The sequence below is a fragment of the Paragemmobacter straminiformis genome (assembly GCF_014243445.1).
Taxonomy (GTDB): Bacteria; Pseudomonadota; Alphaproteobacteria; order Rhodobacterales; family Rhodobacteraceae; genus Paragemmobacter; species Paragemmobacter straminiformis.
This window is the reverse complement of record NZ_JACLQD010000003.1, coordinates 363,289-389,406: the sequence shown is the minus strand read 5'-3', so window position 1 is coordinate 389,406 and position 26,118 is coordinate 363,289. Positions and strand designations below refer to the sequence as shown.

Sequence of the window (26,118 nt, the reverse complement as noted above, 5' to 3'; positions counted from 1 at the left end):
GCCAGAGGCGAACACCATGCGTTAATGCAAAGCCACGGCGGCTTCCGCCGCATGTGCAACAGTGACGAGTGTGGCCGATGGCCGAACGTACCAGCGGGCTTCACCGCGTCGTAACGATTCCCGCCGTCTACGGCGCGATACAGAACCTCCTCGGCGGGGGGGGCGAAGGCCGTGCGCGTCTGGCCGAACGGCTTTTCGCCGATACCGAAGGGAAATCCGTGCTGGAGCTCGGTTGCGGCCCCGGCACTTGGGTGCCACATCTCGGAACGGCCGCGCGCTACCTCGGCATCGACTGGAACCCGCGCCATATCGACAGCGCCACCCGCGCATATGGCACGGACACGCGCCGCTTCCTTTGCGGCGATCTGGCCCTGCTGCTCGACGACCCCGACTTCCCGCGTTTCGATGTCGTGCTCGGCATCGGCATCCTGCACCACCTCGACGACGATGTCGCGACAGGCGCCCTTGCCACCGCCGCACGCGCGCTCGGTCAAGGCGGCATCTATGTCGGGGTCGAACCCGTGCTGCACCCCCGTCAGCACCCCGTCGCCCGCTTGCTCAAGGCGCTCGACAGTGGCCGCAACATCCGCCGCGAAGACGGCTACCGCGCTCTTCTCTCCCCGTCCTTCGTGGCACTCTCGACCCGTATCGAAACCGGACTGATGCGTGTACCGTACAGCCACTGCCTCATCAGCGCGAGGGTTGCATGACCACCGTCGTCATCCTGCAATCCAACTACATCCCCTGGCGCGGCTACTTCGACCTCATCCGTCGCGCCGACCATTTCGTGCTGTACGACACGGTGCAGTTCACCAAGAACGACTGGCGCAACCGCAACCGCATCGTCGGCCCCTCCGGCCCGCAATGGTTGACGGTGCCAGTCTCGACCAGCGGCCAGTTCGGCCAGACCATCGAAGAAACCGCCGCCAGTGACCCGCGCTGGACCCGCCGCCACGCCAACGCGTTGCAAAGCGCGTTGGGCCGCGCGCCGCGCTATGGAAGCTTTGGACCGTTCCTCGCCGACCGCTTCGCCCAAGCCGCCACGCTGACACGCATCTCTGCAATCAACCGCCTCTTCATCGAGGGCGTCATGTCCCTCCTCGGTCTGCGCACCCGCCTCCACGACGCGCGCGACATTCCGGCAAGCGGCGACCGCAGCGGCCGCCTGCTCTCGATCTGCCGCGAACTCGGGGCCACCCGCTACCTCAGCGGCCCCGCCGCACGCGACTACCTCGACACCGCCGCCTTCACCGCCGCAGGGATCGAGGTCGACTGGATGACCTACCCCGCCTACCCCCCCTATCGCCAGATGGACGGGGGGTACCAAGCCGGAGTCTCCATCCTGGACACCCTCGCCAGCCTCAAACCGGACGAGGTCTTTGGATGACGAAACCGCTGCTGTCCATAGTCGCAACGATGTACCGCTCGGCCCCTTATGTGGACGAATTCTGCGACCGCATCTCCCGCGCCGCCACGGCGATCACGCAAGATTTCGAAATCGTGCTGGTCAACGACGGGTCGCCGGATGACAGCCTGGAACTCGCACTAAAGCGCCGCATGCAGGACAGCAAGGTCCGTGTCGTCGATCTTAGCCGTAACTTCGGACATCACCAAGCCATCATGGCAGGGCTGGATTCCTCTCTCGGTCAGTTCGTCTACCTGACCGACATCGATCTCGAGGAACAACCCGAGTGGATTGCTGACTTCTGGCAGGCAGCAAGGGACGGCGGGCACGACGTGGTCTTTGGCGTCCAGCGTGAACGCATCGCAAGCCCGCTGTCGAACCTGCTCGCCTCGACTTTCTGGTGGATGCTCAACATCAGTTCGAAAACGCGCATCACGCGCGACCAGATGACGTGCCGCCTGATGACTCGGCAGTTCGTGGACAGCCTTTGCCAGACGCGGGACAAAGTTCTCTATCTGGGCGGCGTCTTTTCATGGGTCGGGTTCCAGCAACATGCATTGCCGCTTGTCAAAAGTCCCCGCCCTCGGGGAGTTCGGACGACTTACGGATTTCTCCGCAAGCTTTCGCAGGCGGTGGACTCCATCACCTCGTTCACCGCAGCACCGCTGACCGCCTTCTTCCTGATCGGGCTGGTTGTCTGGCTCGGGTCGATCACATTCGGCCTTTGGCTCATTATTCACAAGATCGCCAATCCGTCCTCCATCCAGAGCGGTTTCACCTCGCTGATGTTTTCGCTCTGGTTCCTTGGCGGTCTTATCATCATGGGGATCGGCCTCGTCGGCCAATATGTCGCCACTCTGTTTCAGGAAGTGAAAGATCGCCCCCGCTACATTGTTCGCACACCCGAAGGAGCAGACCATGACCGAGGGGCTTGATTCCTTCCTTGATGCCTATGGTGACGATTTCGCCTATGCCTTCGATAATGCCATCATCCTGAACTGGTATCCACGCCGGATCATGGCGCGATTTCCATCCCACGCGCACGTGCTCGAACTCGGAATCGGCCACGGTCTGACCTGCAACCATTTCGCGCAACACTTCGAGGAATATCACGTCATCGACGGGTCTTCCGCCGTGATCGCCAAGTTCCGAAAATCCTACCCAAACGCCCCGATAACCCTGCACGAAGGCTATTTCGAAAATTTCGAGACCGATCGACGCTTCGACCTGATCGTGATGGGCTTCGTGCTCGAACATGTGGACGACCCCGCCCTTATTCTGCGGCGTTTCCGGCAGTTTCTGAAGCCGAACGGCAAGGTGGTCATGACCGTTCCAAACGCCGAGTCCTTGCATCGGCAGTTGGGTCAGGCCGCGGGCCTGCTACCCGATCTCATGCAACTGGGCGACGGAGACCGCGCCTTGGGACATGTCAGAAACTTCACGCTCCAGACCCTCACCTCCATGATCGAAACTGCCGGATACCGCGTCACATCCAGCGAGGGGTTGTTTCTAAAGCCCTTTACCACAAGCCAGTTGAAATCCCTGTCCCTATCGAAGCCCATCATCGACGCGCTTTGCAAGATTGGCGTGCAACATCCCGAACTTTCAGCCGCTTTGATGGTCGAGGCCGAGGCCGCATGAAAACCGTTCTCGTCACTGGGACTGGGGCCATCATAGGCTACGGAGTTCTTCGTGCCCTTCGCGATGTGCCCAATGTGCGAAGGATAGCGGCAGATATTTTCGACCATGCCGTCGGTAAACATTTCGCAGACGACTTCGTCCAAGCACCCCTTACCTCGGACCCGTCCTATAGAGCTTGGCTGCTGGATACGGTAGAACAGCACAATGTCGACCTCATCATCCCTTGCATCGAACAAGACGTAGCATGGTTCGCTGAAGCGGCCTTGTCCGGCCCCCTACCATCCGTTCGTGTCTGCCTGAACGATCCACTGGCTATCAGGCTCTGCGCCGACAAGGCGACGTTCGACACCTTCCTGTCGGACATTGCTTCCCCGCTTCGCATTCCGACGCTGCATGACGGGTCATTTGCGGATTTGGTCGCGCGGCTTGGTCTGCCGTTCCTGCTGAAACCTCGGCGTGGCTATGCCTCGAAGGGCATCGTGAAGATTTCGTCCGAAGTGGATTTCCACCGCCAGCAATCAAGGCTCGGTTCCGACGTCATCGCCCAGCGCATTGTCGGCAACGATGACGAAGAATTCACCGTCTCGGCCTTTTGCATCAAAGGCAACGTTAGCGCCTCGATTGCGCTGCGCCGACGCCTCGCTGCGGATGGTTCTACCGCACGGGCAAGCCGCGTTTCTGCCGAACCCTTCACCCGCGCAATCTCGGACCTTGCCGCGAAGTTGAACCTGAACGGCCCAAGCAATTTCCAGTTCCGCATCGCAAACGGCCAGCTTTTTCTGCTGGAAATCAATCCACGCATTTCGTCGGCAACCTCGATCCGGCATGCCTTTGGCTACAACGAGGCTGCGATGGCAGTTGACTACTTCCTGCACGGCAAATCCATCGACCAACCCACGCTCAGGTCGGGGTCGGCCATCCGCTACATCGAGGATGTAATTACCTATGACACTGGCACTGATTTCTGACATCCACGGCAACCTTGCCGCCTTGGAAGCGGTCTTTGGCCAGTTGGACAGGCTCGGCATTGGCGACGTTCTCTGTCTTGGGGATGTGGGCGGCTATTACCCCGAGCTTGACGCCTGTGCCGACCTGCTTCGCGCACGGCGCATTCCCTGCTTGATGGGCAATCACGACAATTACCTTGCAACAAACACGCCCTGCCCCCGATCCGACAGCGCCAACCGATGCCTCGACTACCAGCGGCGGACAGCGCGGCCAGACACCTTTGCATGGCTGAGAAGCCTCCCGCATCGCCACGACCTCAAGGGGCTTTCTGCCGTCCATGCAGGCTGGATCGACCCGATCGATGAAACCTTCGCGCCGTCGGACGCCTATTTCGCCGGAATGCCAGGGGAAGCCTTCGCATCCGGTCATACCCATGTGCAGTTCGTCTGGCGCGGCAAAGATGCCCTATACTGCAATCCGGGCTCGGTAGGCCAACCGCGCGATGGCGACCCGCGCGCCGCCTTCGCCATATGGGAGTCAGGGACCTTCCACCTCCACCGCATCGATTACGACATTGACCGCACAGAAGAGGCGATGCGCAAGGCCGGTTTCGATGCGTATTTCTTCCAGAACCTGCGCATCGGTTCGCGCATCGGTGGCAAGATTGACACGCCCCCCCATGTCTGAAGTCCCCACCCCCCTTCGCTTCGTCCTGACCGGGCTTCTCGTCAACGGGACGTTGTTCCTCGTCCTCGCGCTGCTCTTGCGGTGGCGGGTCGATTACCGGCTTGCGGTGACGGTGACCTATCTGCTCGGCATGGCGTGGGGATACCTCCAGAACCGGCTCTGGTCGTGGAGAAGCAAGGCGCCGGTGGTGCAATCGGTGTCGCGCTATCTGGTGGTCTATGGCGGGGTCTATCTTGCCCATATGGGCATCGTGGCGCTTCTGGTCGAAAGGGCAGGGCTCGGACCGCTCGGCGCTGCGGCCGTTTCGGCGGTCATCGTGATCGGGCCGCTTTTCGCACTGCTCGACAGGGCCGTCTTTCCGAAAGAAACCCGACTATGACCGATCCCGCCGATCTTTTCACCGACCCCGCCGAACGCGCCCGCATCCTTGCCGAGGCGCAATTCGGCCTTGACCAGATCGGCCCGCTGATCGCGGCGCTCCCCGCGGGTGCCCGCGTTCTCGAGGTGGGTTGCGGGACCGGCTTCCTTCTCGCGCGAATGGCGGCGATGCGACCGGACCTCGGCTTCACAGGTCTCGAACCCATCGGACCCGGCTTTGCCGCATTTGCCGATACCCTCGCACGGATCAAGGCGGCGCAGACCAACGTGGCGATCTACCACGATGGCATCGAAACCTTTTCCGACGCACGAGGCTTCGACCTGGTCTTTTCCGTCAACGTCTTCGAACACGTGGCCGACTGGCGTCAGGCGGTCGACAACGGCATGGCCCTTCTCGTGACAGGCGGGCGTAAGGTCATCCTCTGCCCCAATTATGCGATCCCCTACGAACCGCATTTCAGGATCCCGATCATCGGTACACCTGCGCTGACCCGCCGCCTCTTTTCCCGCAGCATCGCGCGGATCGAGGCGCAGTCACCTGGCCTCTGGCAATCGCTCAACTTTATCAGCCTGCCCGCGCTGCGCCGTCATTGCCGCCAGAACGGCCACGACATCCGCTTCGACGCAAACATCCTCCCCGATATGCTGCTCCGCCTCGACACCGATCCCGAATTCGCCCAGCGCCAGGCCCGCATCGCGGGCGTCGCGCGTCTGCTCAACCGGATCGGGATCGTGGCGCTGCTCCGGCGCCTTCCGCCCGTGGCCAGCCCCTATATGAAGGCCGTCCTGACCCGCCGCTCCGACCGGCCCAGATAGCCCATCGCCGCCTCGATCACCTGATCGACCCCGTTGCCCAGTTCCAGATAGATGGGCAGCCGGACCAGCCGCGCGGAGATGTCGTCGGTCACGGCCATTGGCCCCACGGCGCGCCCGTGCAGGCGGCCCGCCGGGGCGCTGTGCAGCGGCACGTAATGGAAGGGCGTCACCACGCCTTGCGCTTTCATATGGGCGATAAAGGCGGTCCGATCCTCAAGATCGCGCATCAGCAAGTAGAACATATGCCCGTTGCCCACCGTATCGGCAGGCTGAACCGGCAGACCGACGCGCCCCTCCAGCGGGGCAAAGGCCGACTGATAACGCGCCACGATGGCACGGCGGGTGTCAAAGACACGGTCCGCATTTTCAAGCTGCGCCAGAAGAAAGGCCGCAATCAACTCACCCGGAAGGTAGGACGACCCCACGTCGACCCATGTGTATTTATCCACCTGCCCGCGCAGAAAGCGCGACCGGTCGGTGCCCTTTTCGCGGATGATCTCGGCCCGTTCCACCAGATCGGCGCGATTGATCGTCAGCGCCCCACCCTCGCCGCTGACGATGTTCTTCGTCTCGTGGAACGAAAACGCCGCCAGATCGCCAAGGTTTCCGGCCTGCCGTCCCTTGTAGGTAGACCCAAGCGCCTGCGCCGCATCCTCGACCAGCAACAGCCCGTGCTCCCGCGCGATGGCCGCAAGACGGTCCATGTCGGCGGGGTAGCCTGCGTAATGCACTGCAAAGATCGCCTTGGTGCGCGGCGTCACCGCCGCCGCCACCGCATCGGGACAGAGGTTGAGCGTATCTGCCGCGATATCGACAAAGACGCAGGTCCCCCCGCGCAGCGCCACGGCATTCGCGGTCGAGACAAACGTAAAAGACGGCATGATCACCTCGTCCCCCGGCCCGATCCCCGCAAGGATCGCCGCCATCTCGAGCGCTGCCGTGCAGGAATGGGTCAGCAGCGCCGCAGGCGAACCCGTGCGCTCCGTGATCAAGGCATTGCACCGCTTGGTGTAATAGCCGTCGCCCGACAATTGGCCCCGTGCAATGGCGTCACGGATATAGTCGAGCTCGTCGCTCAGGAACGAAGGGCGGTTAAAGGGGATCACGGCGTCACTCCATCACTCACACGCAAAACGGGGCCGGCACGGCCCGCGTCACAGGTCACGACCGAAAGGCTTTCGTCGGCCGCAATCTCGAGCACTTTGGCAAAGCCCCAGGGCTCGGCGGCGGCGCAAATTCCATCGGGCGACAGCGCCAAAGCACTGTCCTTGGCGGGGTCATAGTCCCCCCAGCCGTAATAGGGCGCGGGCGAAACGCAGCCGTACTGCGCCGGAACGATCGCCCCCAGCACAGGCCGCCCTGTCAGCGCCTGAATGGTCAGGGACGTTGCCCAGCACGTCTTCCCTCCGCCCGACCAGAACGATGCCGCCTTGGGGTCCACATGCACCGCCACGATGGACGGATCATCCCGCACCGCGACCACAATCCGCGCGGCGATCCCCCTGGTCATCCGTTCTTCGGCCGCCGTCCCCTGCAACGCGTCGGCATACCCGGCCAACCGGTCGGCGCTCCGCCCCCCGATCCCGCCCAAGACCATCAGCCCGAATAGCGTCACCGCGACCCGAAGCATCCACTTCGGCAAAGGCTCCTCGCGCCGAAGCACCAGCGCCAGCACCGCCAGAAACGCCGCCCACAGACCCGGCCCGACGAAATAGCCCGTCGCCCCCGCCGCCAGATCCAGCAACAGCCCCGCCGCGAACCCCGCCCAGGCCATCAGACACAGCCCGACCAGCACCGTATTTCCCCGATGGTTCTGCCAAGTCCTGACGCTTGCGAACCCCGCCAGCACCAGCAAGACCAAACCGAGCCCCTCCCCGCCGTTTCCATAATAGGCAAAGGGCGCAATCATGCCGCCCCCCGCTTCGGTCTCGGAAAAGGTCGAGACATAAACGGCAACAAAGGGCGCGGCGACAGCGCTTGCAGACACAAGGGCCCTCCAGCGCCCACCTCCGGCCACGACCAGCATCGGGATCAGCCCGCACACCAGAACCGCGCCCGTCGAGATTTTGGCCAAGGCGGTCATCCCTGCCAGCAGGGCTAGCAAAAGCACCGCCCCCGCCCCGACTGCGCCCCGCCCGATGCTCTCTGCCACGAGCGCAACGGCCAGACACATCAGCATCAGACTGACAAGATAGCTTTCAGACACCCAGAAACTTGGCATCAGCCGGTCCGACGACGCGGCCGCCACCACCGCCAGAACCAGCGCCGGCACTGGCCCCTGACGCGCGTTCCTGCCCGTCACGCCCCGCAAGGCTGCCAGAAACGCCGCGAACATCGCCGCCCCGCCCAAGACCGGAACGAACATCCCATAGGCCTGCAATACCGGCTGCCCGATCCATCCGGCAAAGCTGCCCGCGAAAACATGACTCAGGATATGGTAGTGCAGGGCAACCAGCCCGTTCAGCCCGATCGAGGCATGACCCGTTTCGGAAAACAGCGCCGCAATTGCCGCGTGGAACAGCGTGTCCTTGTGCTGTAGCCCGACCAGAGCAAGCTCTTGCGATACCGGCACGGCATAGCCGAGCGACAGGATCACCGACATGTGCCGCAGCGCAGCCAGCACCGCGACCGCCGCCACGACCAGCCAACCCCGCAGCGCAGCGCCCCGCAGCAGCCGCAGGCCAAGCCCCAGACAGGCCAGCGCCACAACCACATCCGCCACGCCAGGCACATGACGGTCCAGCACCAGCGCGCCTGCCAGAAGCGCCAGCCCCGCCACCGCCGCCCGTGCAGGCAACACCAGCACCAGCACCAGCGCCAAACCAAAACCTGCTGCACGCAGCAGCGCCACGGGATCGACCGACCCACCGCCAAGGACATGAAACCGCACCGCGCACCAAAGCGCCGCCGCTGTGCAGACCCAGACCGCGCCGAACCACGCGATCAGCCTGCCGAAACCTTCAGGCGACGGATCGGACCCCGCCGCGCCACGCGCATCGAACACAACCGGACTCCAGCACTCGTCAACACAACCGATACGGGCACGACCATAGTCGCCCCCGCCCCCGTCACCAAGCCCCCTCGGACAGCCGGCAAGGAAAAAGGGCGGCCCCGCAGGACCGCCCCCTCACATCCTTCCGCCCGCCCGCCGCTTACTTCGGCGCCTTGGCAAAGCGCAGGTAGGGCAGCTTGATGTCCAGCTCGCCGAAGCGCTCTTTCGCCTGTTCGTTGTTCAGCGCCAGCGCCACGATCACATCTTGGCCGGGCACCCAGTTTGCGGGCGTCGCCAGCGGCACGCCGTCGGTGGCCTGCACCGCATCCAGCGCCCGCAGGATCTCGGCAAAGTTCCGGCCGACCGACATCGGATAGGTCATCGTCAACCGCACCTTCTTGTCCGGCCCGATGATATAGACGGTCCGCACCGTGGCCGAATGGGCCGGCGTGCGCCCTTCGGACGGCAGGTAGTAATCGGCGGGCAGCATGTCATAGGCTTTAGCCACCGTCAGCGACGAGTCGTCGATGATCGGGAAATCGGCAGGCGCGCCGCCAAAGGCCTCGATGTCGCGCTTCCACTTGTCATGGTCCCCGACCGAGTCGACCGAGACCCCGATCACCTTGGTCTTGCGCTTCTTCCATTCCGCCGAAAGCTGCGCCACCGCTCCGAATTCGGTGGTGCAAACCGGCGTGAAATCGCGCGGATGCGAAAAGATGATCGCATAGCCGCCGTCTAGCCACTCGTGGAACCTGATGGTCCCTGCGGTCGACTCGGCGGTGAAATCGGGGGCGATATCATTGATGCGGACAGACATGGTTCTCTCCTGTGGTTGGCTTGCCCATCTGATAGTCCAATCGGAACGAAGTTTCACCCCCCTAGCGCCCGGCGGCCCCAAAAGAGAACGCCCATCCGGCAGACCGGCCCTGCACGGCGCTTTCGTTCCCCTTTTCCCCGCGCGCCGGAACATCGCCTTCCCCTGCGCCCTGCGCCGGAAACCGCCGTTCTCCCCTGCCCGGCGCCCGTTCCCGACCTTTTCGCGTCGCCGCATGGTTGCGCCAATGCCTGCCGCCTGCCAGAATATGATCAAATAGCCGCAGGAGGCCCCCATGCTCATCAAGCGCGATTTCTACATCAACGGCCGCTGGGTCGCCCCGGTCACGCCGAACGACCACCCCGTCATCGACCCCTCGACCGAGGATACCTGCGCCATCATCTCGCTGGGCAGCGCCGCCGATACCGAAGCCGCCGTCGCCGCCGCGAAAGCCGCCTTTCCCGCTTGGGCCGCAACGCCCCCCGCACGGCGCAAGGAACTGGTCGCGGGCATCCTGACCCAATACGAAAAGCGGGCCGAGGAAATGGCCCATGCCATCGCACTGGAAATGGGCGCGCCCATCGACTTCGCGCGTTCGGACCAGGCGCCCTGCCTGCCGTGGCACCTTACCAACTTCCTGCGCGCCTTCGACCAGATCCACTGGATCAAACCGCTGGGCGACCACGCCCCCGGTGCGATGATCGCGATGGAACCGATCGGCGTCGTCGGCCTGATCACACCGTGGAACTGGCCGATGAACCAGATCGCGCTCAAGGCCATTCCCGCCATGCTCGCGGGCTGCACCTGCGTTCTGAAACCCTCCGAGGAAAGCCCGCTGAACGCGATGCTCTTTGCCGAATTCTGCCATGACGCGGGCATCCCGCCGGGCGTGTTCAACCTTGTGAACGGCGATGGCCCCGGCGTCGGCTCGGCGCTCTCGGCGCATCCCGATGTCGAGATGATCTCCTTCACCGGCTCGACCCGCGCGGGCAAGGCGATCAGCAAGGCCGCCGCCGAAAGCCTCAAGCGCGTCACGCTCGAACTGGGTGGCAAGGGCGCGAACCTCTTGTTCGCCGATGCCGACGACCGCGCCGTGCTGCGTTCGGTCCGCCGGATGATGGAAAACTCGGGCCAGTCCTGCAACGCCCCCTCGCGCCTGCTGGTCGAACGCTCGGTCTATGACGACACCGTCGCCAAAGCGGCCGAGATCGCCAATTCCATCGCCGTCGGCCCCGCCCTGCAAGCGGGCAAGCACATCGGCCCCGTCGTCAACAAGCGCCAGTGGGACCAGATCCAGGGCTACATCCAGAAAGGCATCGCCGAAGGCGCGCGCCTCGTCGCGGGCGGCCTTGGCCTGCCCGAGGGGATGAACAAGGGCTATTTCGTCCGCCCGACCGTCTTTGCCGACGTCAAACCCGGCATGACCATCGAACGCGAGGAAATCTTCGGCCCCGTCCTGTCGATCATCCCCTTCGAAACCGAGGAAGAAGCCGTCCGCATCGCCAATGACACGCAATACGGCCTGACCAACTATGTCCAGACCGGCGATGCCGCGCGGGCCAACCGCCTGTCGCGCCAATTGCGGTCGGGCATGGTGGAAATGAACGGCAAACCGCGTGGCGCAGGCTCGCCCTTCGGCGGGGTGAAATCCTCGGGCCGCGCGCGCGAAGGCGGCATCTGGGGGCTGGAAGAGTTCCTCGAGGTCAAGGCCATCTCGGGCTACGATGCCAGCGTCGCCGCCGAATAGATCACGCCTCGAACCGCGTCGCACCCCGCCGCTTCTCGTCGACGGGTTGCGACAGCACCACCGCCTGATGCGCCCGCTGGTCACAGCCTGACCGCGGGCAGATCCGGCAGTTGATTCCCACCTCGGTCATCGCCGCCCCTGACACCGCGAATTGCTCGGCATAGCCGATCTCGGCCGCATGCTCGACCGCGCAGCCCATCGCCACCGCAAGGCGGTTGTCCTGCCGGTGCCGTGCCCATGTCGGGCGGTCCACGGTGCGCGAAAAGACAAAGAACTGCGACCGGTCCGGCATTTCCACGAACTGCGGCACAATCCGCCCTGGCGTGCGGAAACTGGTGTGGACATCCAGCCGCGGGCAGGCCCCGCCATGTTCGGCCAGATGGAACCCCGTCGCGTTGAACCGCTTCGTCACGTTCCCGCCCTTGTCGATGCGCATGAAGAAGAACGGCACCCCCTGCGCCCCCTCGCGCTGCAGGGTCGTCGCCCTGTGGCAGGCCTGCTCGAAGCTGACACCAAAGCGCGTGGCGATATGGTCGAGGTCGTATTTCGTCGCCCGCGCCTCGGCCAGAAACGCGCCATAGGGCATCAGCACGGCGGCGGCGAAATAGTTCGCCAGCTCCACCCGCAACCGCGCCATCCCGCGCGGATCGGTAATTCCTGACCGCGCGACCAGAACATCCAGCAGCGCCCGCTGCTCCAGCAGCCCCGCCATATGCACAAGCTGAAACGTCCGGTTGGTGTGGTCCAGCGCTTCCGACAGCAAAATCTCGTGCCGCCCCTCGTCATACTGCCGCAGCGTGCCGGGCAAATCCTCGACCCGCACCAGCCGCACCACCACGCCGACCCGTTCGCGCAACCGCCGCTTCAGCGTCACGTAAATCTCGTCCGGCTCGACCACCTCGCCCGCCCAGAACCCCTCGGCCGCGTCTTCCAGCTCGCGGAAATGGTTCCTGTGGCGGCGGAATTCGTTATGCACCGCCGCCTCGGGCGATGCGGCAAGCGACGGGGCCTCGCCCTCGGACAGCGACAAAAGCTGGTCCGTCGCCGCCAGATAGGCCCGGTGCAGCCGCAGGAACGACGACACCAGCACAGGCGCATGCACAAGCGAGGCGCGCAATTGCGTCAGATCGGCGCGCTGGTCCGCGAAAAGCGGGTCCTGCATCGCCGCCCGAAGATCGGCCAGCACGCTTGTCCCGTCGTCATCGGCAAGGTCGCGCCAGTCGACGCCATAGACCTCGAACATCCGCAGCATCACCGCGACCGACACGGACCGCTCGTTATTCTCGAGCAAATTCACATAGGACGCGCTGATCCCCAGCGCCCGCGCCATCTGGCTTTGCGTCTCGCCGCGCTCTTGCCGCAAGCGGCGCAGATGCGGGCCGATAAAGGTTTTCTGCATACCACCGCACACATTGCCAGTTTCGTCATGTTTACAATATTACACAATCACACATCTGTAAACATTCGCACTCACAGCGAAACCCGCTTTCATTTTGCACAAATTCTCATCGGTGCCAGAAGGCTTTCAACCAGCGCGGAGGACACGCCATGAAAACCGGAACCCAGCATCTTTACATCCCCGGCCCGACCAATGTGCCGGAAGCCGTTCGCCAAGCCATGATCGTGCCGATGCAGGACCACCGCGCCCCCGATTTCGGCGACCTGACAATGGGCCTGTTCCGCGATCTGAAAACGATTTTCAAAACCGAAACCGGCCGCGTGATGATGTTCCCCGGCTCGGGCACCGGCTGCTGGGAAGCGGCCATCACCAACACGCTGAACCCCGGCGACAAGGTGCTGATGGCCCGTCACGGCCAGTTCAGCCACCTCTGGATCGAAATGGCCAAGAAACTCGGCCTCGACGTCGAAGTGGTCGATGTCGCCTGGGGCGCGGGCGTTCCGGTCAACGAATTCGCCCGCATCCTGGGCAATGACCGCCACGGCAAGATCAAGGCCGTCTTCGTCACCCACAACGAAACCGCGACCGGCGTCACCTCCGATGTCGCCCTCGTCCGCCGCGCGCTGGACGAAGCCTTCCATGACGCGCTCCTTTTCGTCGACGGCGTGTCGTCGATCGCCTGCATCGACTTCCGCATGGACGAATGGGGCGTCGACCTTGCCGTGACCGGCACGCAAAAGGGCTTCATGCTTCCCGCAGGCCTCGGCATGGTCGGCGTCTCGCCCAAGGCGATGGCAGCGGCCGAAAAGAACACGATGAAGCGCTGCTTCTTCGACTTTGCCGACATGGCCAAGATGAACGACACGGGCTACTTCCCCTACACCCCCCCGACCCAGCTTCTGCACGGCCTGCGCAAGTCGCTCGACCGGATGCTCGACGAAGGTCAGGACGTCACACACGCCCGCCACCGCCGCCTCGCCACGGGCGTCCGCGCCGCTGTCGCGGGCTGGGGGCTTGAACTCTGCGCCGAACACCCCTCGCTCTACTCCGACACGGTTTCCGCCATCCGCGTCCCCGCCGGCGTCGATGCCCGCGACGTGATCAAGGTCGCCTATGACCGCTACAACTGCTCGCTCGGATCGGGTCTCGGCCAGCTCAATGGCAAGGTGTTCCGCATCGGCCACCTTGGCGATCTGAACGAAGGCATGTGCCTCACCGCCATCTCCATCGCGGAAATGTCGCTTGCCGCCGCCGGTGCGCAGATCCGCTTCGGATCGGGCGTCGCCGCCGCGCAAGAGGTCTATGCCGAACCCGTCGCCCGCGCCGTGCAGCGTAACGCCGCCGCCCGCATCGCTGCCGAATAAGCCGAACACACAGGAAAACCATGTCCCACACTTTGTACCCGCTGCGGCGTCAACGCCTGCAGCGCTCGGAACTCGCTGTCCCGTCGTCCAACCCCGCGATGATCGACAAGGCCGCCGCAGGCCCCGCCGATTACGTCTTTCTCGACCTCGAGGATGCCGTCGCCCCGCCGGAAAAGGAACAGGCCCGCAAGAACTGCATCCAGGCCCTGAACGACATCGACTGGGCCGCCAAGGGCAAGACCGTGTCGGTCCGCATCAACGGCCTTGATACGCATTACATGTACCGCGACGTGGTCGACGTGATGGAGCAGGCGGGCAGCAAGGTGCATACCCTGCTCGTCCCCAAGGTCGGCGTGCGCGACGACCTTTACATGGTCGAGGCGATGGTCAACCAGATCGAGCAGGCCAAGGGCTACACCACCCGCGTCGGCCTCGAAGCCCTCATCGAAACCGCGCTCGGCATGGCCAACGTGGAATCCATCGCCCAGTTCGGCGGCCGGCTCGAGGCGATGCACTTCGGCGTGGCCGATTACGCCGCCTCGATGCGCGCCCGCACCACCAACATCGGCGGCCTGAACCCGCATTACCCCGGCGACCAGTGGCACGCCGCCATTTCCCGCATGGTCATCGCCTGCCGCGCCTATGGCCTGCGCGCCATCGACGGCCCCTTCGGTGATTTCTCCGACCCCGAAGGCTACAAGGACGGCGCCCGCCGCGCCGCCGCCTTGGGCTGCGAGGGCAAATGGGCCATCCACCCCTCGCAGGTCGAAATGGCGAACGAGGTTTTCAGCCCCACCGATGCCGAAGTGACCAAGGCCAAGCGCATCATCGAAGAGCTGAAAATCGCCGAGGCCCAGGGCAAGGGTGCCGCCAGCCTCGACGGCAAGATGATCGACGCCGCCTCGGAAAAGATGGCCCGCAACGTGCTGGTCATTGCCGACGCCATCTCCAACCGCTGACAGAACGGAGTTTCCGAATGGACATTCACGAATATCAGGCCAAGGAAATCCTCGCCCGCTTCGGCGTTCCCGTCCCGCGCGGCGGGCTGGCCTACAGCCCCGAACAGGCGGGCTACCGCGCCCGCGAACTGGGCGGTTCGGCCTGGGTCGTCAAGGCACAGATCCATTCGGGCGGCCGTGGGGCGGCAGGCGGCGTCAAACTCTGCCGCTCCGAGGCCGAGGTGCAATCCTTCGCCGCCACGCTTTTCGGCAAACAGCTTGTCACCAAGCAGACCGATGCCAACGGCAAGGGCGTCTACCGCCTCTGGGTCGAAGGGGCATCCGACATCGCGCAAGAGATGTATCTGGGCTTCGTGCTCGATCGCAAATCCGAACGTATCATGATCGTCGCCTCGGCGCATGGCGGGATGGAGATCGAAGACCTCGCCGAAACCGATCCCGACAGCCTGCAACGCATGACGATCGACCCCGCCGTGGGCCTGTCAGAGTTTCAGGCCCGCGAACTGGCCTTCCACCTCGGCCTCAAGGGCGGGCAGATCGCGCAGATGGTCACCATCCTGAAAGCCTGCTACCGCGCCTACCGCGACCTTGACGCGGTGATGGTCGAAATCAACCCGCTGGTCATCACCGGCAACGGCGACCTCGTGGCGCTTGACGCGAAAATGTCCTTCGACACCAACGCGCTTTTCCGCCGCCCGCAAATCGCCGAACTGCGCGACCGCAGCCAGGAAGACCCCCGCGAATCCGCGGCGGGCGACTACGGGCTTGCCTATGTCGGCCTCGATGGCGACATCGGCTGCATCATCAACGGCGCCGGCTTGGCGATGGCCACGATGGACATGATCAAGCTCGCCGGAGGAGAACCCGCCAACTTCCTCGATATTGGCGGAGGGGCCAGCCCCGAGCGGGTGGTGCGGGCTTTCCGCACGGTGCTGGCCGACAAAAACGTCAGCGTGATCCTCGTGAACATCTTCGCAGGCATCAACCGCTGCGACTGGGTGGCCGAAGGCGTCGTGCAAGCCTACCGCGAAGTGGGCATGACCATCCCCGTCGTCGTCCGCCTCGCAGGCACGAATGTCGAGGAAGGCAAGCGCATCCTCGCCTCGTCCGGCCTGCCGCTCATCACCGCCGACACTCTGGCCGAGGCCGCCGAAAAGGCCGTCGCGACCCGTATGAAAACCGCAGCCTGAAAGGGACCGTCATGGCAATCCTCATCACCGAAAAGACGCCTGTGATCGTTCAGGGTATGTCCGGCCGCATCGGCCAGTTCCACGCGGGCGACATGATCAAGCACGGCACCAATGTCGTGGGCGGCGTCACCCCCGGACGCGGCGGCGAAACCCTGCTGGGCCGGCCGCTGTTCAACACCGTCCGCGAGGCCGTCGAAGCCACGGGCGCCGAAGCCTCGCTCGTCTTCGTGCCCCCGCCCTTTGCCGCCGACGCCATCATGGAAGCCGCCGACGCCGGCATCAAGACCGCCGTCTGCGTCACCGACGGCATCCCCTCGCAAGACATGATGAAGGTCAAACGCTTCCTCAAACGCTACCCGTCCGACCGCAAGATGCGCCTGATCGGCCCGAACTGCGCGGGCATCATCTCGCCCGGCAAGGGCTTCATGGGCATCATGCCGCCCCATATCTACATGCCCGGCCGCGTGGGCATCGTGGGCCGCTCCGGCACCTTGGGATATGAGGCCGCAAGCCAGATGAAAGCCCTCGGCATCGGCGTTTCCACCTCGGTCGGCATCGGCGGCGACCCGATCAACGGCTCCTCCTTCCGCGACATCCTCGAACTCTTCGAGGCCGATCCCGAAACCGATGCCGTGATGATGATCGGCGAAATCGGCGGCCCGCAGGAAGCCGAAGCCGCACTCTACGCCCGCGACCACATGAAGAAACCCGTCGTGGCCTATATCGCCGGCCTGTCCGCCCCCAAGGGCCGCAAGATGGGCCATGCCGGCGCGATCATCTCGGCCTTCGGCGAAAGCGCGCAGGAAAAGGTCGAAATCCTCTCGGCCGCAGGCATCACCATCGCGCCGAACCCGTCGTCGATGGGCGACACCATCGCCGCCGTTCTGGCAACGCGCCGCGCCGCCGCCTGAACCGTTTTCCGACCCTGACCTGTCGGGCGGCCCCAATGGCCGCCCGTTCTTTTGCCGCCCGTTTTTCTAGTTCTTCAGCCGGAAATCCTCGCCCGTGCTTTGCGCCATGACCATCCGCCCGTTCGGCAGGTCATTGCCGTCCAGCTTCCAGTCGATCTCCTCGGGCGTCAGCTTGTAATGCAGCCAGCGCGCCCGCAGCCGTTCGCGCAGCACGGCCTCGGGCACCTCGACCAGCACGGCCACATCGAACATCGGCCGCAACCGCGACCACGGGTCTTGCCCCAGCAGCAGGTAATTCCCCTCGACCACGATCACCGGAATATCCGCCGCGATCATCCGCGCCCCGGCCCGCGCGATCTCGATATCGCGGTCGAACACCGGCACGGCGACGAAATCCTCGTCCCGCGCCCTGATCCGCCCGAGCGTATGGTAAAGCCCGCCCACGTCGAATGTGTCGGGCGCGCCCTTCCTTGGCCGCAGTCCCGCAGGCACCAGATGCAAATCGTCGTAATGATAGCCGTCCATCGGCAGCACCGCCGCCATGCCCGCCGCCCGCGCGTTCAGCGCATCGGCGATCCGCTCGGCCACGGTCGATTTGCCCGACCCCGGCGGCCCCGCGATGGCCGCGACGACACGGCCCTGCCCCGCCTTGGCGGCCAGCAGATCGGCCAGCCCCGCCACATCGATATAGTCCAACCCGACCCCCTGCGACCGACGCTTCCGCGCCCAGCCTAGCCGAAGCGCAAACCCTTCGCCACGCCGCAGAATACGATGGGCTGACCGACCTTGAACCCGTTGAACCCGCTGCTGAGGGGACAAGCCAACGGACGGGCGGTCGGCCGATCAGCCCTTTCGGACCGGTCGAGAACGAACCGGACCGAAGCGTTTCCCTAGCGACGCGCGCGCGCGCCTTCGGGGGAATCAGGTCTTTCAAAAATGCGAATGATCATCGAAATAACGGCACTGCTGAACATGTCAGCCTCCTCCCTGATACGACCCGGGATAGGGCCGCGGGTTAACCATTCTCACCAATGCCGATTCGCGGCTGTTCCTCCGGGAACAGGCCGGTCAGGGAAAGAGTCCGTGGCAGAACCAGCCGCCCGAAACCTCGCCGCCGTGGGCGTAGAACAGCCACAGCCGCTGCCCCTCTTCGGTCTCCACCCGCCAGTAATCGCGCGGGCCCGACCGCCACTCGGGCCGGTCCAGCCACCATTCCGGCGCGATCCGCTCTGGCCCCACCGCCACGCGCACCGCCAGATCGCGCCTGCGCCAGCGGAACCGCAACGGCGGCGCAGGGTCGTCGGGCGCGCCAATCGGTTCCGGCCCCAGCAGCACCAGCGGGCGCGGAACGCCCCGCTCCGGCCAAGCCGCGCCATAGGCCCGCGACCACGCCGCCGCCATCACCAGATAGCCGCGCTCCGGCGCATGGCTTTCCGCCGGATGCAACCGCGTCACCGCCTCGGCCCCCAGCCTTGCACCCAGCTTTCCGACCAGCGCATCCATCCCCGTATCCTGCGGCACGGGGGCGGCATCCTCGCCCATCCGCGCGCGGTATTGCGTGGCGGAAAGCGGTTCGGTCAGCACCGCCTCAAGCCGCAGCATGTCGATCCCGAACCCCGCCTCGATCTGGTCGAGCTTCAGCGCCAGCAGCGGACGGATGCTTTCCACCCTGTCCGAGGCCCGCGCCAACCCCACCTCGACCGCCCGCACCTCGCCATCGGTGCGAAAGGCCTGCAACCGCACCCGCCGCGCGCCGCGTGACCGCGCGGTCAGCTTGACACACAGCGCGGGCAACAGCCGGTCGACACCCGCCTCGACATCCGCCAGAAGCCCGATCGGATCGGGAAAATTCAGCCGCACCGCGAAATGCAGCGGCGAGGCCGAGGGCGTGACCGGCTCGGCCTCCAACCCCAGCGCCTGATCCAGCCGCCGCAACACCCCCGCCCCGAAGCGCCGCGCAAGGGCGGCACGCGGCAGCACCGCGATATCCTCGACCCGCCGCAACCCCAGCCGCGCCAAACCCTCCACCGCCGCCGCATCCAGCCGCAGCGCCGCCAGCGGCAACCCCGCCAGCGCCTGCCGCATCTTGCCCTTGGGCGCGATCACCCCGCGCGGCGCCTCGTCGCCATCCGGCGCGGGCGCGGCCCCGCCCCGCTCCCAGCCGCGCCGCTTGGCGGCCTTCGACCGCGTTGCATGTGCCTCTTGCGCAATCGCATCGCCGTTGCGCACCGGCCCCGCAACACGCCCCGCATAGCGCGCCAAGGCCCATGCCGCCCCCACCGTATCGGCCAACCCCGCCCGCACGGTCAGGCCCATCGCCTCGCAATCCGCCTCCACCTGCGCAACGAGCCCCTCTTCCCCGCCGAACAGATGCGCGCATCCCGTCACGTCAAGGGCCAGCCCCGCAGGCGGCTCTTCCGCGATCCAGGGCGAGAATTTCCCCGCCCAGCGCCGCAGCGCCGTCAGGAACATCGCCTCGGCCCGCTCGTCGGCCGCCACCGTGACAAGGGCGGGGCAGATCGCCCGCGCATCGCGCAACGACTGGCCCTGCGACAGGCCCGCCGCCTCGGCCTCGGGGTTCAGCGAATGCAGCACCTGCGCCCCGTTCCGGTCGGCCACCACGGCGAAAGGCTCGGGCAAGGCCACGGGCCGCCGCCGCAGCGCCTGCTCTACCCCCATGCGGGGGAACCAGATCGAAAGGAGTCGACGTTCGGCCATAATGTTCCCGTTATGTTCCGAATTTATGCCAATCCTTCCGCCCCGTCCACTCCCGCGTCCACTCCCCCATCCACTCCCCCGCCGCCCTCCTGACAATCGCGTGACCGGCCCGAATGGCGTGACAACGTCACTTCCGTGTGGGCAACCCCTGCCTATAGTCGAACCCGTGCCCCCGCCCCTTGGGGGAGTTTGTCATCAGGGAGAACAGGCAAGAATGAAACTCACCAAAGCAGCCCTCGTCACCGGCTTCGCGCTGGCCGCCACCATGCTTTACGCCGCCGAACGCACCGACCCGAACGCGATCGCCCGCGAAGAGCTGATGGAAACCATCGGCAAGAACACCAAGGCCCTCGGCGACATGGCCGGCGGCAAAACCGCCTTCGACGCCGCCGCCGCCGAAGCGGCCAAAGCCGCCCTCGTCGAAGCCGCAGCCAAGATCCCCGCCACCTTCGAAACGCAGGGCGGCGCCGATCCGGCCGACGAAGCCAAGCCGGAAATCTGGGCGAACTGGGATGATTTCACCAAAAAGGCCGGCGCTCTCGAAGCCGCCGCGACCGCGCTCGACGCGACCTCGCTCGAAGCGGTTCAGGCCGGCATGGGTGCCGTCGGTGGTGCCTGCAAGGATTGCCACACCACCTACCGCATGTAAGACCGACGCCCCCGCATCACGCGGGGGCGCACCTCATCCGCAGGTGACGCGGCTGATCATATTGTAGCGGTCCAGATCGAAATTGATCCGGTCGGGGTTGTAATCCATCGTCACCGCCATCCCCGGCTTTATGATCCGCACGGGTTTATTGAACCGCATGGTCTGCAACACCGTATCGGGCGATCCCACCAGATATTGCAGATCATAGGCCCCGCACTGGTTCGGGTTCGGCTGGTCCACCACCGGCACCCCCATCGGCTCGCAGGCCGCAAGCGTCGCCATCATCGCGCCCGCCAAGAAAACCATCTTCATCGCTCATCCTCCCGTTGTCTGCCCGAAACGCCCGAAGGCCCGCTTCGTTCCGTGACCTGTTTATGCCGTTTCCCGCGTTGCAATCCTGCGCTGTTTCGGCAACCTACCATCCGAAAGATTCAGGGAGGAACCCATGCGTACACGCGCCGCCGTCGCCCTTGCCCCGGGCAAACCGCTTCAGGTCATGGAAGTGAACCTCGCCGATCCCAAGGAAGGCGAAGTTCTGGTCGAAATCAAGGCCACCGGCATCTGCCACACCGACGAATTCACCCTGTCGGGCGCCGATCCCGAAGGGCTGTTCCCCGCCATTCTGGGGCACGAGGGCGCGGGCGTCGTCATCGCCTGCGGTCCGGGCGTGAAAACCCTGAAACCGGGCGATCACGTGATCCCGCTCTACACCCCCGAATGCCGCGAATGCCCGTCCTGCCTAAGCCAGAAAACCAACCTCTGCACCGCCATCCGCGCGACGCAAGGTCAGGGCCTCATGCCCGACGGCACCTCGCGCTTCTCGATGCTCGACGGCACGCCGATCCACCACTACATGGGCTGCTCCACCTTCGCCAACCACACGGTCGTGCCGGAAATCGCACTGGCCAAGGTCCGCGATGACGCCCCCTTCGACAAGATCTGCTACATCGGCTGCGGCGTCACCACCGGCATCGGCGCGGTGCTGAACACGGCCAAGGTGGAAATCGGCGCGAAGGCAGTCGTCTTCGGTCTGGGCGGCATCGGCCTCAACGTCATTCAGGGCCTCAAGATGGCCGGGGCCGACATGATCATCGGCGTCGACATCAACGACGACAAAAAGCAATGGGGCGAACGCTTCGGCATGACCCATTTCGTCAACCCGAAAAAACTGCCCGAAGGCCAGTCGGTCGTGCAGACCATCGTCGACATGACCAAGACCCCCTTCGACAAGATCGGCGGGGCCGACTACTCCTTCGACTGCACCGGCAACGTCAAGGTGATGCGCGACGCGCTCGAATGCACCCACCGCGGCTGGGGCCAGTCGATCATCATCGGCGTCGCCCCCGCAGGGGCCACCATCGAAACCCGCCCCTTCCAGCTGGTCACGGGCCGCATCTGGAAAGGCACCGCCTTCGGCGGCGCACGCGGCCGGACCGACGTTCCCAAGATCGTCGACTGGTATATGGACGGCAAGATCGAGATCGACCCGATGATCACCCACATCCTGCCCCTCGAACGCATCAACGAAGGCTTCGATCTGATGCACAAGGGCGAATCGATCCGCTCGGTCGTGGTCTACTGACCGCAGGGGCCCGCGCCCCGCGCAAACGGCACAACGGCAAAGGGCAGGCCCGACCTGCCCTTTTCATCCTTGCCCAAATACTCACGGCAACCGCGGCCCCGGGCGCATCGCCAGCCGCCCGATCACCCCGCCCGATCACACCGGCCGATCACACCGGCCAAACCGGGCTTTCCCCCGCCCTGGCTTTGGGTCAAACATGCACAAACAACGGTAAGGAAACCCGATGCCCCAAGCCCGCGCGCCCCGCCTTGCCGTCCTGATCGACGCCGACAACGTCCCCTCGGGCTATGCCGAAGCGATCTTCGAGGAAATCGCCAGTCTGGGCGAAGCCTCGGTCCGCCGCATCTACGGCGACTGGTCCGCGCAGCGCCTCGGCGGCTGGGCGAAAAAGGTCGCGGCCCTCGGCCTTGTCGCAGACCAGCAATTCTCGAACACCAAGGGCAAGAACGCCTCTGACATCGGCCTTGTCATCGCCGCGATGGATTTCCTCCACTCGGGCCTTTTCGACGGTTTCGTCCTCGTCTCCTCCGACAGCGATTTCACCCGCCTCGCCGCGCGCATCCGCGAACAGGGGCTCGACGTTTTCGGCATCGGGGAAAAGAAAACCCCCGAAGCCTTCCGCATGGCCTGCAAACGCTTCATCTACGTCGAGAACCTCGGCTCCTCAGACGAGGCCGACACCCCCGCCGCCGATCCGGTCCCCCGCAGCGCCGCCGCCACCGCCCGCAAGGACAGCGACGACCCCAAACCGGGCGGCAAGGAACCCCCGGCCAAGGCGATCCCGCTCATCATTTCGGCCATGCGCGCCATCGACCCCGACGGCGAATGGTATTCGCTGGGTCAGGTCGGCCAATACATCACGCAGGCCAACCCCGATTTCGACACCCGCACCTATGGCAGCGCCAAGCTCTCCGACCTCGTCCGCAAGATCAGCCGGTTCGAGGTGAAATCGGGCGCAGGCAGCCAGCTCCAGATGCGCGACGTCGCCTGAGCCCTGTCCTTTTCCCGCAAAAGACGTTATCGTAAAGATAATTACGGAGCCTCAAAATGCAGATCGAACTTGGTCTAGATACCTTCGGCGACACCTCTCTCGGTCCCGACGGCAAGCTCAAACCCCATGATGCCGTGCTGCGCGATGTCGTCGAACAGGGCGTTCTGGCCGATCAGGTCGGCGTGCATTTCCTTGGCGTGGGCGAACATCACCGCACCGATTTCGCCGTTTCCGCCCCCGAGATCGTGCTTGCCGCCATCGCCGCGCGCACCAGCCGCATCCGCCTCGGCTCGGCCGTCACCGTGCTTTCCTCCGATGATCCGGTCCGCGTTTTCCAGCGGTTTTCCACCCTCAACGCCATCTCGAACGGCCGGGCCGAGGTGATCCTCGGGCGCGGCTCCTTCACCGAAAGCTTCCCCCTCTTCGGCTATGAACTCGACGATTACGAACTTCTGTTCGAAGAGAAACTCGATCTCTTCGCCCGCCTCATCCGCGACCAAAGCGTCACATGGTCGGGCCAGACCCGCGCAGCACTGAACGCGCAGCAGGTTTTCCCCACTCTGGGCGCCGGAATGCAGGTCTGGGTCGGCGTCGGCGGCAGCCCCGAATCCGTGGTGCGCGTCGTGCGGCAAGACCTTCAGATGATGCTCGCCATCATCGGCGGCGACCCGCGCCGCTTCAAACCCTATGTCGAACTGTATCACCGCGCCTGCGCCCAGCTTGGCCGCAAGGCAAAGCCCATCGGCGTCCACTCTCCCGGCCATATCGCCGCCACCGACGAACTGGCCGCCGAACAGCTTTGGCCGCATTACAAGGCGATGTTCGACCGTATCGGCTCCGAACGTGGCTGGCCGCCCGTCACCCCCGACCGTTTCATGGGCGAAATCACCGACGGCTCGCTTTACGTAGGCTCGCCCGAAACCGTGGCGCGCAAGATCGCATCCACGATGACCGCCCTTGGCGTCACCCGTTTCGACATGAAATACGCCACCGGCCCCATGCCGCACGCCACCCTGATCGAGGGCGTGCGCCTCTACGGCGAAAAGGTCATCCCGATGGTGCGCGAACTCTTGGCCGATGCGACGATGGCCGCGCAGTAACTAGGCAAGGTGGGGCCGAAAGGCCGCCACCACCTGCGCATAGACATCGCGCTTGAACGGCACGATCGCGGCGACCATCTCGTCGGCACCGATCCAGCGCCAACGGCTGAACTCGGGGTGTTCGCTGTCGATCCGCACCTGGTCGTCGCGGCCCTTGAACCGGAACAGAAACCATTTCTGCCGCTGCCCGCGGTATTTGCCGCCCCAGACCTTGCCCAGCAGCTCGGGCGGCAGGTCATAGGTGACCCAATCTTCGGTCTTGGCGACAAATTCGACCAGATCGGCGGTCACCCCCGTCTCTTCCCACAACTCGCGCAAGGCCGCTTCGCGCGGCTTCTCGCCCGCATCGATCCCGCCCTGCGGCATCTGCCACGCATCGGCGGTGGAATCGAGCCGCTGGCCGGCGAAAATCTCGCCGGCCGCGTTGATCAGCACAATGCCCACGCAGGGGCGATAGGGCAGGTCCGTCGCCGTCATCAGGGCTGCTGCGACAGGTTGACCGTCGAAAGCCCGTGGATGATGTCCACCGCATAGGCAAGCTGGTAGTCCTCGTCCCGCAGCTTTGCGGCTTCCTCGACCTTGGCGCGCTCTTCCTCGAGCTGCTTCTTCTCGTCATCCGTCATCGAGTCGTTGGACAGAATGCCCTTCAGGTCCGCTTCCGTCCGGCCTCCCTGCGCGTTCTGCTCCTCGGTCGGCGCGGCGGCCGGATCGGCGGGCTTGGGCTGGTTCACCACGATATCGGGCATCACCCCCAGCGCCTGGATCGACCGGCCCGAAGGCGTGTAATACCGCGCCGTGGTCAGGCGCATCGCGCCCTGCCCGCGCAGCGGCACGACCGTCTGGACCGATCCTTTGCCAAAGCTCTTGGTCCCCACGACAATCGCGCGGTGATGGTCCTGCAAGGCCCCCGTCACGATCTCGGACGCCGAGGCCGACCCGCCGTTGATCAGCACGACCACAGGCTTGCCCCCGGCCAGATCACCCGGCGTTGCGTTGAACCGCTCGCCGTCCTTGGGGTTGCGCCCCCGGGTCGAGACGATCTCGCCCTTTTCAAGGAACGAATCCGACACGTTGATCGCCTCGGTCAGCAATCCGCCGGGGTTGTTGCGCAGGTCGATCACGAAGCCTTCGACATTGTCCATGCCGCCCAGCTCTTCCACGCCCTTCTTCAACTCGGCCTGAAGCCCGGGGGTCGTCTGGTCGTTGAAGGTCGAAATCCGCAACACCACCGTCTTGCCGACCACACGGCCCTTGACCGCCGTGACCTTGATCGTATCGCGGATCAGCGACACGTCGAACGGGTCCTGCGTGCCCTCGCGCACGATGGTCAGGATGATCTCGGACCCGACAGGCCCGCGCATCATGTCCACCGCCTCGTCAAGGTTCAGCCCCATCGTGCTGTCGCCATTGACCGCCGTGATGAAATCGCCCGCCTTCAGCCCCGCCTTGTCGGCAGGCGTGCCATCCATCGGCGAGACGACCTTGATGTAACCCTCTTCCTGCGTGACCTCGATGCCAAGGCCCCCGAACTCGCCGCGCGTCTGCACCTGCATATCGGCGAAATCGTCCGGCGCCATATAGCTCGAATGCGGGTCAAGCGAGGTCAGCATCCCGTTGATCGCGGCCTGAATCAGCTTCTCGCTGTCCACTTCCTCGACATATTGGGCGCGGATGCGTTCAAAGATGTCCCCGAACAGATCAAGCTGTTCATAGACCGTGGTCGACTTGCTGGCTTCCTGCGCGATCAGGGGCCCCGCGACCTGCGTGGTCAAAAGCGCCCCTGCCACGGTGCCGCCAAGAGCGGCCATCACGAACTTCTTCATACGC

General features: G+C 64.9%; 26 protein-coding genes. 17 read left to right on the top strand and 9 right to left on the bottom strand.

Features of this window, described 5'->3' with window-relative positions:
- Window positions 1-77: 77 nt before the first annotated feature.
- From H7F16_RS12325 to H7F16_RS12290, 8 genes are read left to right on the top strand one after another with little or no spacing between them, the layout of a single operon-like run.
- Window positions 78-710 (top strand): class I SAM-dependent methyltransferase, encoded by a 633-nt coding sequence (locus tag H7F16_RS12325; protein WP_185797900.1) that lies wholly within the window; start codon window positions 78-80, stop codon window positions 708-710.
- Complete coding sequence (locus H7F16_RS12320; RefSeq protein WP_185797899.1) at window positions 707-1,387, top strand: WbqC family protein; 681 nt, start codon at window positions 707-709, stop codon at window positions 1,385-1,387. The genes H7F16_RS12325 and H7F16_RS12320 overlap by 4 nt, the downstream gene beginning before the upstream one ends.
- Entirely contained in the window at window positions 1,384-2,340 is a 957-nt protein-coding gene (locus H7F16_RS12315; RefSeq protein ID WP_185797898.1) for a glycosyltransferase family 2 protein, read from the top strand. The genes H7F16_RS12320 and H7F16_RS12315 overlap by 4 nt, the downstream gene beginning before the upstream one ends.
- Entirely contained in the window at window positions 2,324-3,046 is a 723-nt protein-coding gene (locus H7F16_RS12310; RefSeq protein WP_185797897.1) for a class I SAM-dependent methyltransferase, read from the top strand. The genes H7F16_RS12315 and H7F16_RS12310 overlap by 17 nt, the downstream gene beginning before the upstream one ends.
- Entirely contained in the window at window positions 3,043-4,014 is a 972-nt protein-coding gene (locus tag H7F16_RS12305; RefSeq protein WP_185797896.1) for an ATP-grasp domain-containing protein, read from the top strand. The genes H7F16_RS12310 and H7F16_RS12305 overlap by 4 nt, the downstream gene beginning before the upstream one ends.
- On the top strand, window positions 3,992-4,681 hold the full coding sequence (locus H7F16_RS12300) for a metallophosphoesterase family protein (protein ID WP_185797895.1): 690 nt from the start codon (window positions 3,992-3,994) through the stop codon (window positions 4,679-4,681). The genes H7F16_RS12305 and H7F16_RS12300 overlap by 23 nt, the downstream gene beginning before the upstream one ends.
- The gene (locus H7F16_RS12295; protein ID WP_185797894.1) at window positions 4,674-5,060 is read left to right on the top strand and encodes a GtrA family protein; all 387 of its coding nucleotides are present in this window, start codon (window positions 4,674-4,676) and stop codon (window positions 5,058-5,060) included. The genes H7F16_RS12300 and H7F16_RS12295 overlap by 8 nt, the downstream gene beginning before the upstream one ends.
- Complete coding sequence (locus H7F16_RS12290; RefSeq protein WP_185797893.1) at window positions 5,057-5,875, top strand: class I SAM-dependent methyltransferase; 819 nt, start codon at window positions 5,057-5,059, stop codon at window positions 5,873-5,875. The genes H7F16_RS12295 and H7F16_RS12290 overlap by 4 nt, the downstream gene beginning before the upstream one ends.
- Here H7F16_RS12290 and rffA read toward each other — a convergent pair.
- The 3 genes from rffA to H7F16_RS12275 form a co-directional block, all read right to left on the bottom strand.
- Window positions 5,830-6,981 (bottom strand): dTDP-4-amino-4,6-dideoxygalactose transaminase, encoded by a 1,152-nt coding sequence (rffA, locus tag H7F16_RS12285; RefSeq protein ID WP_185797892.1) that lies wholly within the window; start codon window positions 6,979-6,981, stop codon window positions 5,830-5,832. The two genes, H7F16_RS12290 and rffA, sit on opposite strands and share 46 nt — an antisense overlap.
- Complete coding sequence (locus tag H7F16_RS12280) at window positions 6,978-8,879, bottom strand: hypothetical protein (RefSeq protein ID WP_185797891.1); 1,902 nt, start codon at window positions 8,877-8,879, stop codon at window positions 6,978-6,980. Before H7F16_RS12280 ends, rffA begins: the two co-directional genes overlap by 4 nt.
- A gap of 148 nt (window positions 8,880-9,027) precedes the next feature.
- Window positions 9,028-9,684: a peroxiredoxin gene (locus tag H7F16_RS12275; RefSeq protein ID WP_185797890.1), complete on the bottom strand. Its 657-nt coding sequence runs from the start codon at window positions 9,682-9,684 to the stop codon at window positions 9,028-9,030.
- Between the two features lie 292 nt (window positions 9,685-9,976).
- Between H7F16_RS12275 and H7F16_RS12270 the strand changes: the two genes are divergently transcribed.
- Window positions 9,977-11,428 (top strand): aldehyde dehydrogenase family protein, encoded by a 1,452-nt coding sequence (locus H7F16_RS12270; RefSeq protein WP_185797889.1) that lies wholly within the window; start codon window positions 9,977-9,979, stop codon window positions 11,426-11,428.
- 1 nt (window position 11,429) lies between these two features.
- On the opposite strand, the gene H7F16_RS12265 is transcribed toward H7F16_RS12270, so the two are convergent.
- Window positions 11,430-12,827 (bottom strand): helix-turn-helix domain-containing protein, encoded by a 1,398-nt coding sequence (locus tag H7F16_RS12265; protein ID WP_185797888.1) that lies wholly within the window; start codon window positions 12,825-12,827, stop codon window positions 11,430-11,432.
- A gap of 149 nt (window positions 12,828-12,976) precedes the next feature.
- Between H7F16_RS12265 and H7F16_RS12260 the strand changes: the two genes are divergently transcribed.
- Genes H7F16_RS12260 through sucD form a run of 4 tightly spaced genes read left to right on the top strand, consistent with a single transcriptional unit; the run spans window position 12,977 to window position 17,251 of the window.
- Complete coding sequence (locus H7F16_RS12260; protein WP_185797887.1) at window positions 12,977-14,191, top strand: pyridoxal-phosphate-dependent aminotransferase family protein; 1,215 nt, start codon at window positions 12,977-12,979, stop codon at window positions 14,189-14,191.
- 20 nt (window positions 14,192-14,211) lie between these two features.
- The gene (locus H7F16_RS12255) at window positions 14,212-15,150 is read left to right on the top strand and encodes an HpcH/HpaI aldolase/citrate lyase family protein (RefSeq protein ID WP_185797886.1); all 939 of its coding nucleotides are present in this window, start codon (window positions 14,212-14,214) and stop codon (window positions 15,148-15,150) included.
- Between the two features lie 17 nt (window positions 15,151-15,167).
- On the top strand, window positions 15,168-16,340 hold the full coding sequence (locus tag H7F16_RS12250; protein ID WP_185797885.1) for a malate--CoA ligase subunit beta: 1,173 nt from the start codon (window positions 15,168-15,170) through the stop codon (window positions 16,338-16,340).
- An 11-nt stretch (window positions 16,341-16,351) separates the two neighbouring features.
- Entirely contained in the window at window positions 16,352-17,251 is a 900-nt protein-coding gene (gene sucD, locus H7F16_RS12245; RefSeq protein WP_185797884.1) for a succinate--CoA ligase subunit alpha, read from the top strand.
- Window positions 17,252-17,317: 66 nt separating this feature from the next.
- On the opposite strand, the gene H7F16_RS12240 is transcribed toward sucD, so the two are convergent.
- Window positions 17,318-17,947 carry a nucleoside/nucleotide kinase family protein gene (locus H7F16_RS12240; RefSeq protein ID WP_185797883.1) on the bottom strand — a complete coding sequence of 210 codons (630 nt, stop codon included), beginning with the start codon at window positions 17,945-17,947 and terminating at the stop codon, window positions 17,318-17,320.
- A 372-nt stretch (window positions 17,948-18,319) separates the two neighbouring features.
- Window positions 18,320-19,969, bottom strand: a complete 1,650-nt coding sequence (locus H7F16_RS12235) for a Y-family DNA polymerase (RefSeq protein WP_185797882.1) — start codon at window positions 19,967-19,969, stop codon at window positions 18,320-18,322.
- 214 nt (window positions 19,970-20,183) lie between these two features.
- Between H7F16_RS12235 and H7F16_RS12230 the strand changes: the two genes are divergently transcribed.
- Entirely contained in the window at window positions 20,184-20,618 is a 435-nt protein-coding gene (locus tag H7F16_RS12230) for a c-type cytochrome (RefSeq protein ID WP_185797881.1), read from the top strand.
- Between the two features lie 33 nt (window positions 20,619-20,651).
- Here the strand turns inward: H7F16_RS12230 and H7F16_RS12225 are convergent, their stop codons facing one another.
- Complete coding sequence (locus tag H7F16_RS12225) at window positions 20,652-20,930, bottom strand: I78 family peptidase inhibitor (protein ID WP_185797880.1); 279 nt, start codon at window positions 20,928-20,930, stop codon at window positions 20,652-20,654.
- Window positions 20,931-21,063: 133 nt separating this feature from the next.
- Here H7F16_RS12225 and H7F16_RS12220 point away from each other — a divergent pair, with 133 nt between their 5' ends.
- The 3 genes from H7F16_RS12220 to H7F16_RS12210 all read left to right on the top strand — a co-directional run bounded on the left by H7F16_RS12220 (window position 21,064) and on the right by H7F16_RS12210 (window position 24,291).
- Window positions 21,064-22,200 carry an S-(hydroxymethyl)glutathione dehydrogenase/class III alcohol dehydrogenase gene (locus tag H7F16_RS12220; RefSeq protein ID WP_185797879.1) on the top strand — a complete coding sequence of 379 codons (1,137 nt, stop codon included), beginning with the start codon at window positions 21,064-21,066 and terminating at the stop codon, window positions 22,198-22,200.
- Between the two features lie 223 nt (window positions 22,201-22,423).
- Window positions 22,424-23,191: an NYN domain-containing protein gene (locus H7F16_RS12215; protein WP_185797878.1), complete on the top strand. Its 768-nt coding sequence runs from the start codon at window positions 22,424-22,426 to the stop codon at window positions 23,189-23,191.
- Window positions 23,192-23,247: 56 nt separating this feature from the next.
- On the top strand, window positions 23,248-24,291 hold the full coding sequence (locus H7F16_RS12210; protein ID WP_185797877.1) for an LLM class flavin-dependent oxidoreductase: 1,044 nt from the start codon (window positions 23,248-23,250) through the stop codon (window positions 24,289-24,291).
- On the opposite strand, the gene H7F16_RS12205 is transcribed toward H7F16_RS12210, so the two are convergent.
- Together H7F16_RS12205 and H7F16_RS12200 are read right to left on the bottom strand one after the other, a co-directional pair.
- Entirely contained in the window at window positions 24,292-24,768 is a 477-nt protein-coding gene (locus H7F16_RS12205) for an RNA pyrophosphohydrolase (protein WP_185797876.1), read from the bottom strand. It lies immediately after the preceding gene.
- Complete coding sequence (locus H7F16_RS12200) at window positions 24,768-26,114, bottom strand: S41 family peptidase (RefSeq protein ID WP_185797875.1); 1,347 nt, start codon at window positions 26,112-26,114, stop codon at window positions 24,768-24,770. Before H7F16_RS12200 ends, H7F16_RS12205 begins: the two co-directional genes overlap by 1 nt.
- Between the last annotated feature and the right edge of the window lie 4 nt (window positions 26,115-26,118).

Excerpts from the sequence above, each read along its gene's own strand:
- H7F16_RS12325 (WP_185797900.1), top strand. The coding sequence starts at position 78 with ATGGCCGAACGTACCAGCGGGCTTCACCGCGTCGTAACGATTCCCGCC.
- H7F16_RS12315 (WP_185797898.1), top strand. The coding sequence starts at position 1,384 with ATGACGAAACCGCTGCTGTCCATAGTCGCAACGATGTACCGCTCGGCC.
- sucD (WP_185797884.1), top strand. The coding sequence starts at position 16,352 with ATGGCAATCCTCATCACCGAAAAGACGCCTGTGATCGTTCAGGGTATG.
- H7F16_RS12200 (WP_185797875.1), bottom strand. The coding sequence starts at position 26,114 with ATGAAGAAGTTCGTGATGGCCGCTCTTGGCGGCACCGTGGCAGGGGCG.
- H7F16_RS12250 (WP_185797885.1), top strand. The coding sequence starts at position 15,168 with ATGGACATTCACGAATATCAGGCCAAGGAAATCCTCGCCCGCTTCGGC.
- H7F16_RS12290 (WP_185797893.1), top strand. The coding sequence starts at position 5,057 with ATGACCGATCCCGCCGATCTTTTCACCGACCCCGCCGAACGCGCCCGC.
- H7F16_RS12205 (WP_185797876.1), bottom strand. The coding sequence starts at position 24,768 with ATGACGGCGACGGACCTGCCCTATCGCCCCTGCGTGGGCATTGTGCTG.
- H7F16_RS12305 (WP_185797896.1), top strand. The coding sequence starts at position 3,043 with ATGAAAACCGTTCTCGTCACTGGGACTGGGGCCATCATAGGCTACGGA.
- H7F16_RS12235 (WP_185797882.1), bottom strand. The coding sequence starts at position 19,969 with ATGGCCGAACGTCGACTCCTTTCGATCTGGTTCCCCCGCATGGGGGTA.
- H7F16_RS12220 (WP_185797879.1), top strand. The coding sequence starts at position 21,064 with ATGCGTACACGCGCCGCCGTCGCCCTTGCCCCGGGCAAACCGCTTCAG.
- H7F16_RS12260 (WP_185797887.1), top strand. The coding sequence starts at position 12,977 with ATGAAAACCGGAACCCAGCATCTTTACATCCCCGGCCCGACCAATGTG.
- H7F16_RS12275 (WP_185797890.1), bottom strand. The coding sequence starts at position 9,684 with ATGTCTGTCCGCATCAATGATATCGCCCCCGATTTCACCGCCGAGTCG.
- H7F16_RS12225 (WP_185797880.1), bottom strand. The coding sequence starts at position 20,930 with ATGAAGATGGTTTTCTTGGCGGGCGCGATGATGGCGACGCTTGCGGCC.
- H7F16_RS12265 (WP_185797888.1), bottom strand. The coding sequence starts at position 12,827 with ATGCAGAAAACCTTTATCGGCCCGCATCTGCGCCGCTTGCGGCAAGAG.
- H7F16_RS12300 (WP_185797895.1), top strand. The coding sequence starts at position 3,992 with ATGACACTGGCACTGATTTCTGACATCCACGGCAACCTTGCCGCCTTG.
- H7F16_RS12230 (WP_185797881.1), top strand. The coding sequence starts at position 20,184 with ATGAAACTCACCAAAGCAGCCCTCGTCACCGGCTTCGCGCTGGCCGCC.
- H7F16_RS12295 (WP_185797894.1), top strand. The coding sequence starts at position 4,674 with ATGTCTGAAGTCCCCACCCCCCTTCGCTTCGTCCTGACCGGGCTTCTC.
- H7F16_RS12215 (WP_185797878.1), top strand. The coding sequence starts at position 22,424 with ATGCCCCAAGCCCGCGCGCCCCGCCTTGCCGTCCTGATCGACGCCGAC.
- H7F16_RS12320 (WP_185797899.1), top strand. The coding sequence starts at position 707 with ATGACCACCGTCGTCATCCTGCAATCCAACTACATCCCCTGGCGCGGC.
- H7F16_RS12310 (WP_185797897.1), top strand. The coding sequence starts at position 2,324 with ATGACCGAGGGGCTTGATTCCTTCCTTGATGCCTATGGTGACGATTTC.
- H7F16_RS12270 (WP_185797889.1), top strand. The coding sequence starts at position 9,977 with ATGCTCATCAAGCGCGATTTCTACATCAACGGCCGCTGGGTCGCCCCG.
- H7F16_RS12255 (WP_185797886.1), top strand. The coding sequence starts at position 14,212 with ATGTCCCACACTTTGTACCCGCTGCGGCGTCAACGCCTGCAGCGCTCG.
- H7F16_RS12210 (WP_185797877.1), top strand. The coding sequence starts at position 23,248 with ATGCAGATCGAACTTGGTCTAGATACCTTCGGCGACACCTCTCTCGGT.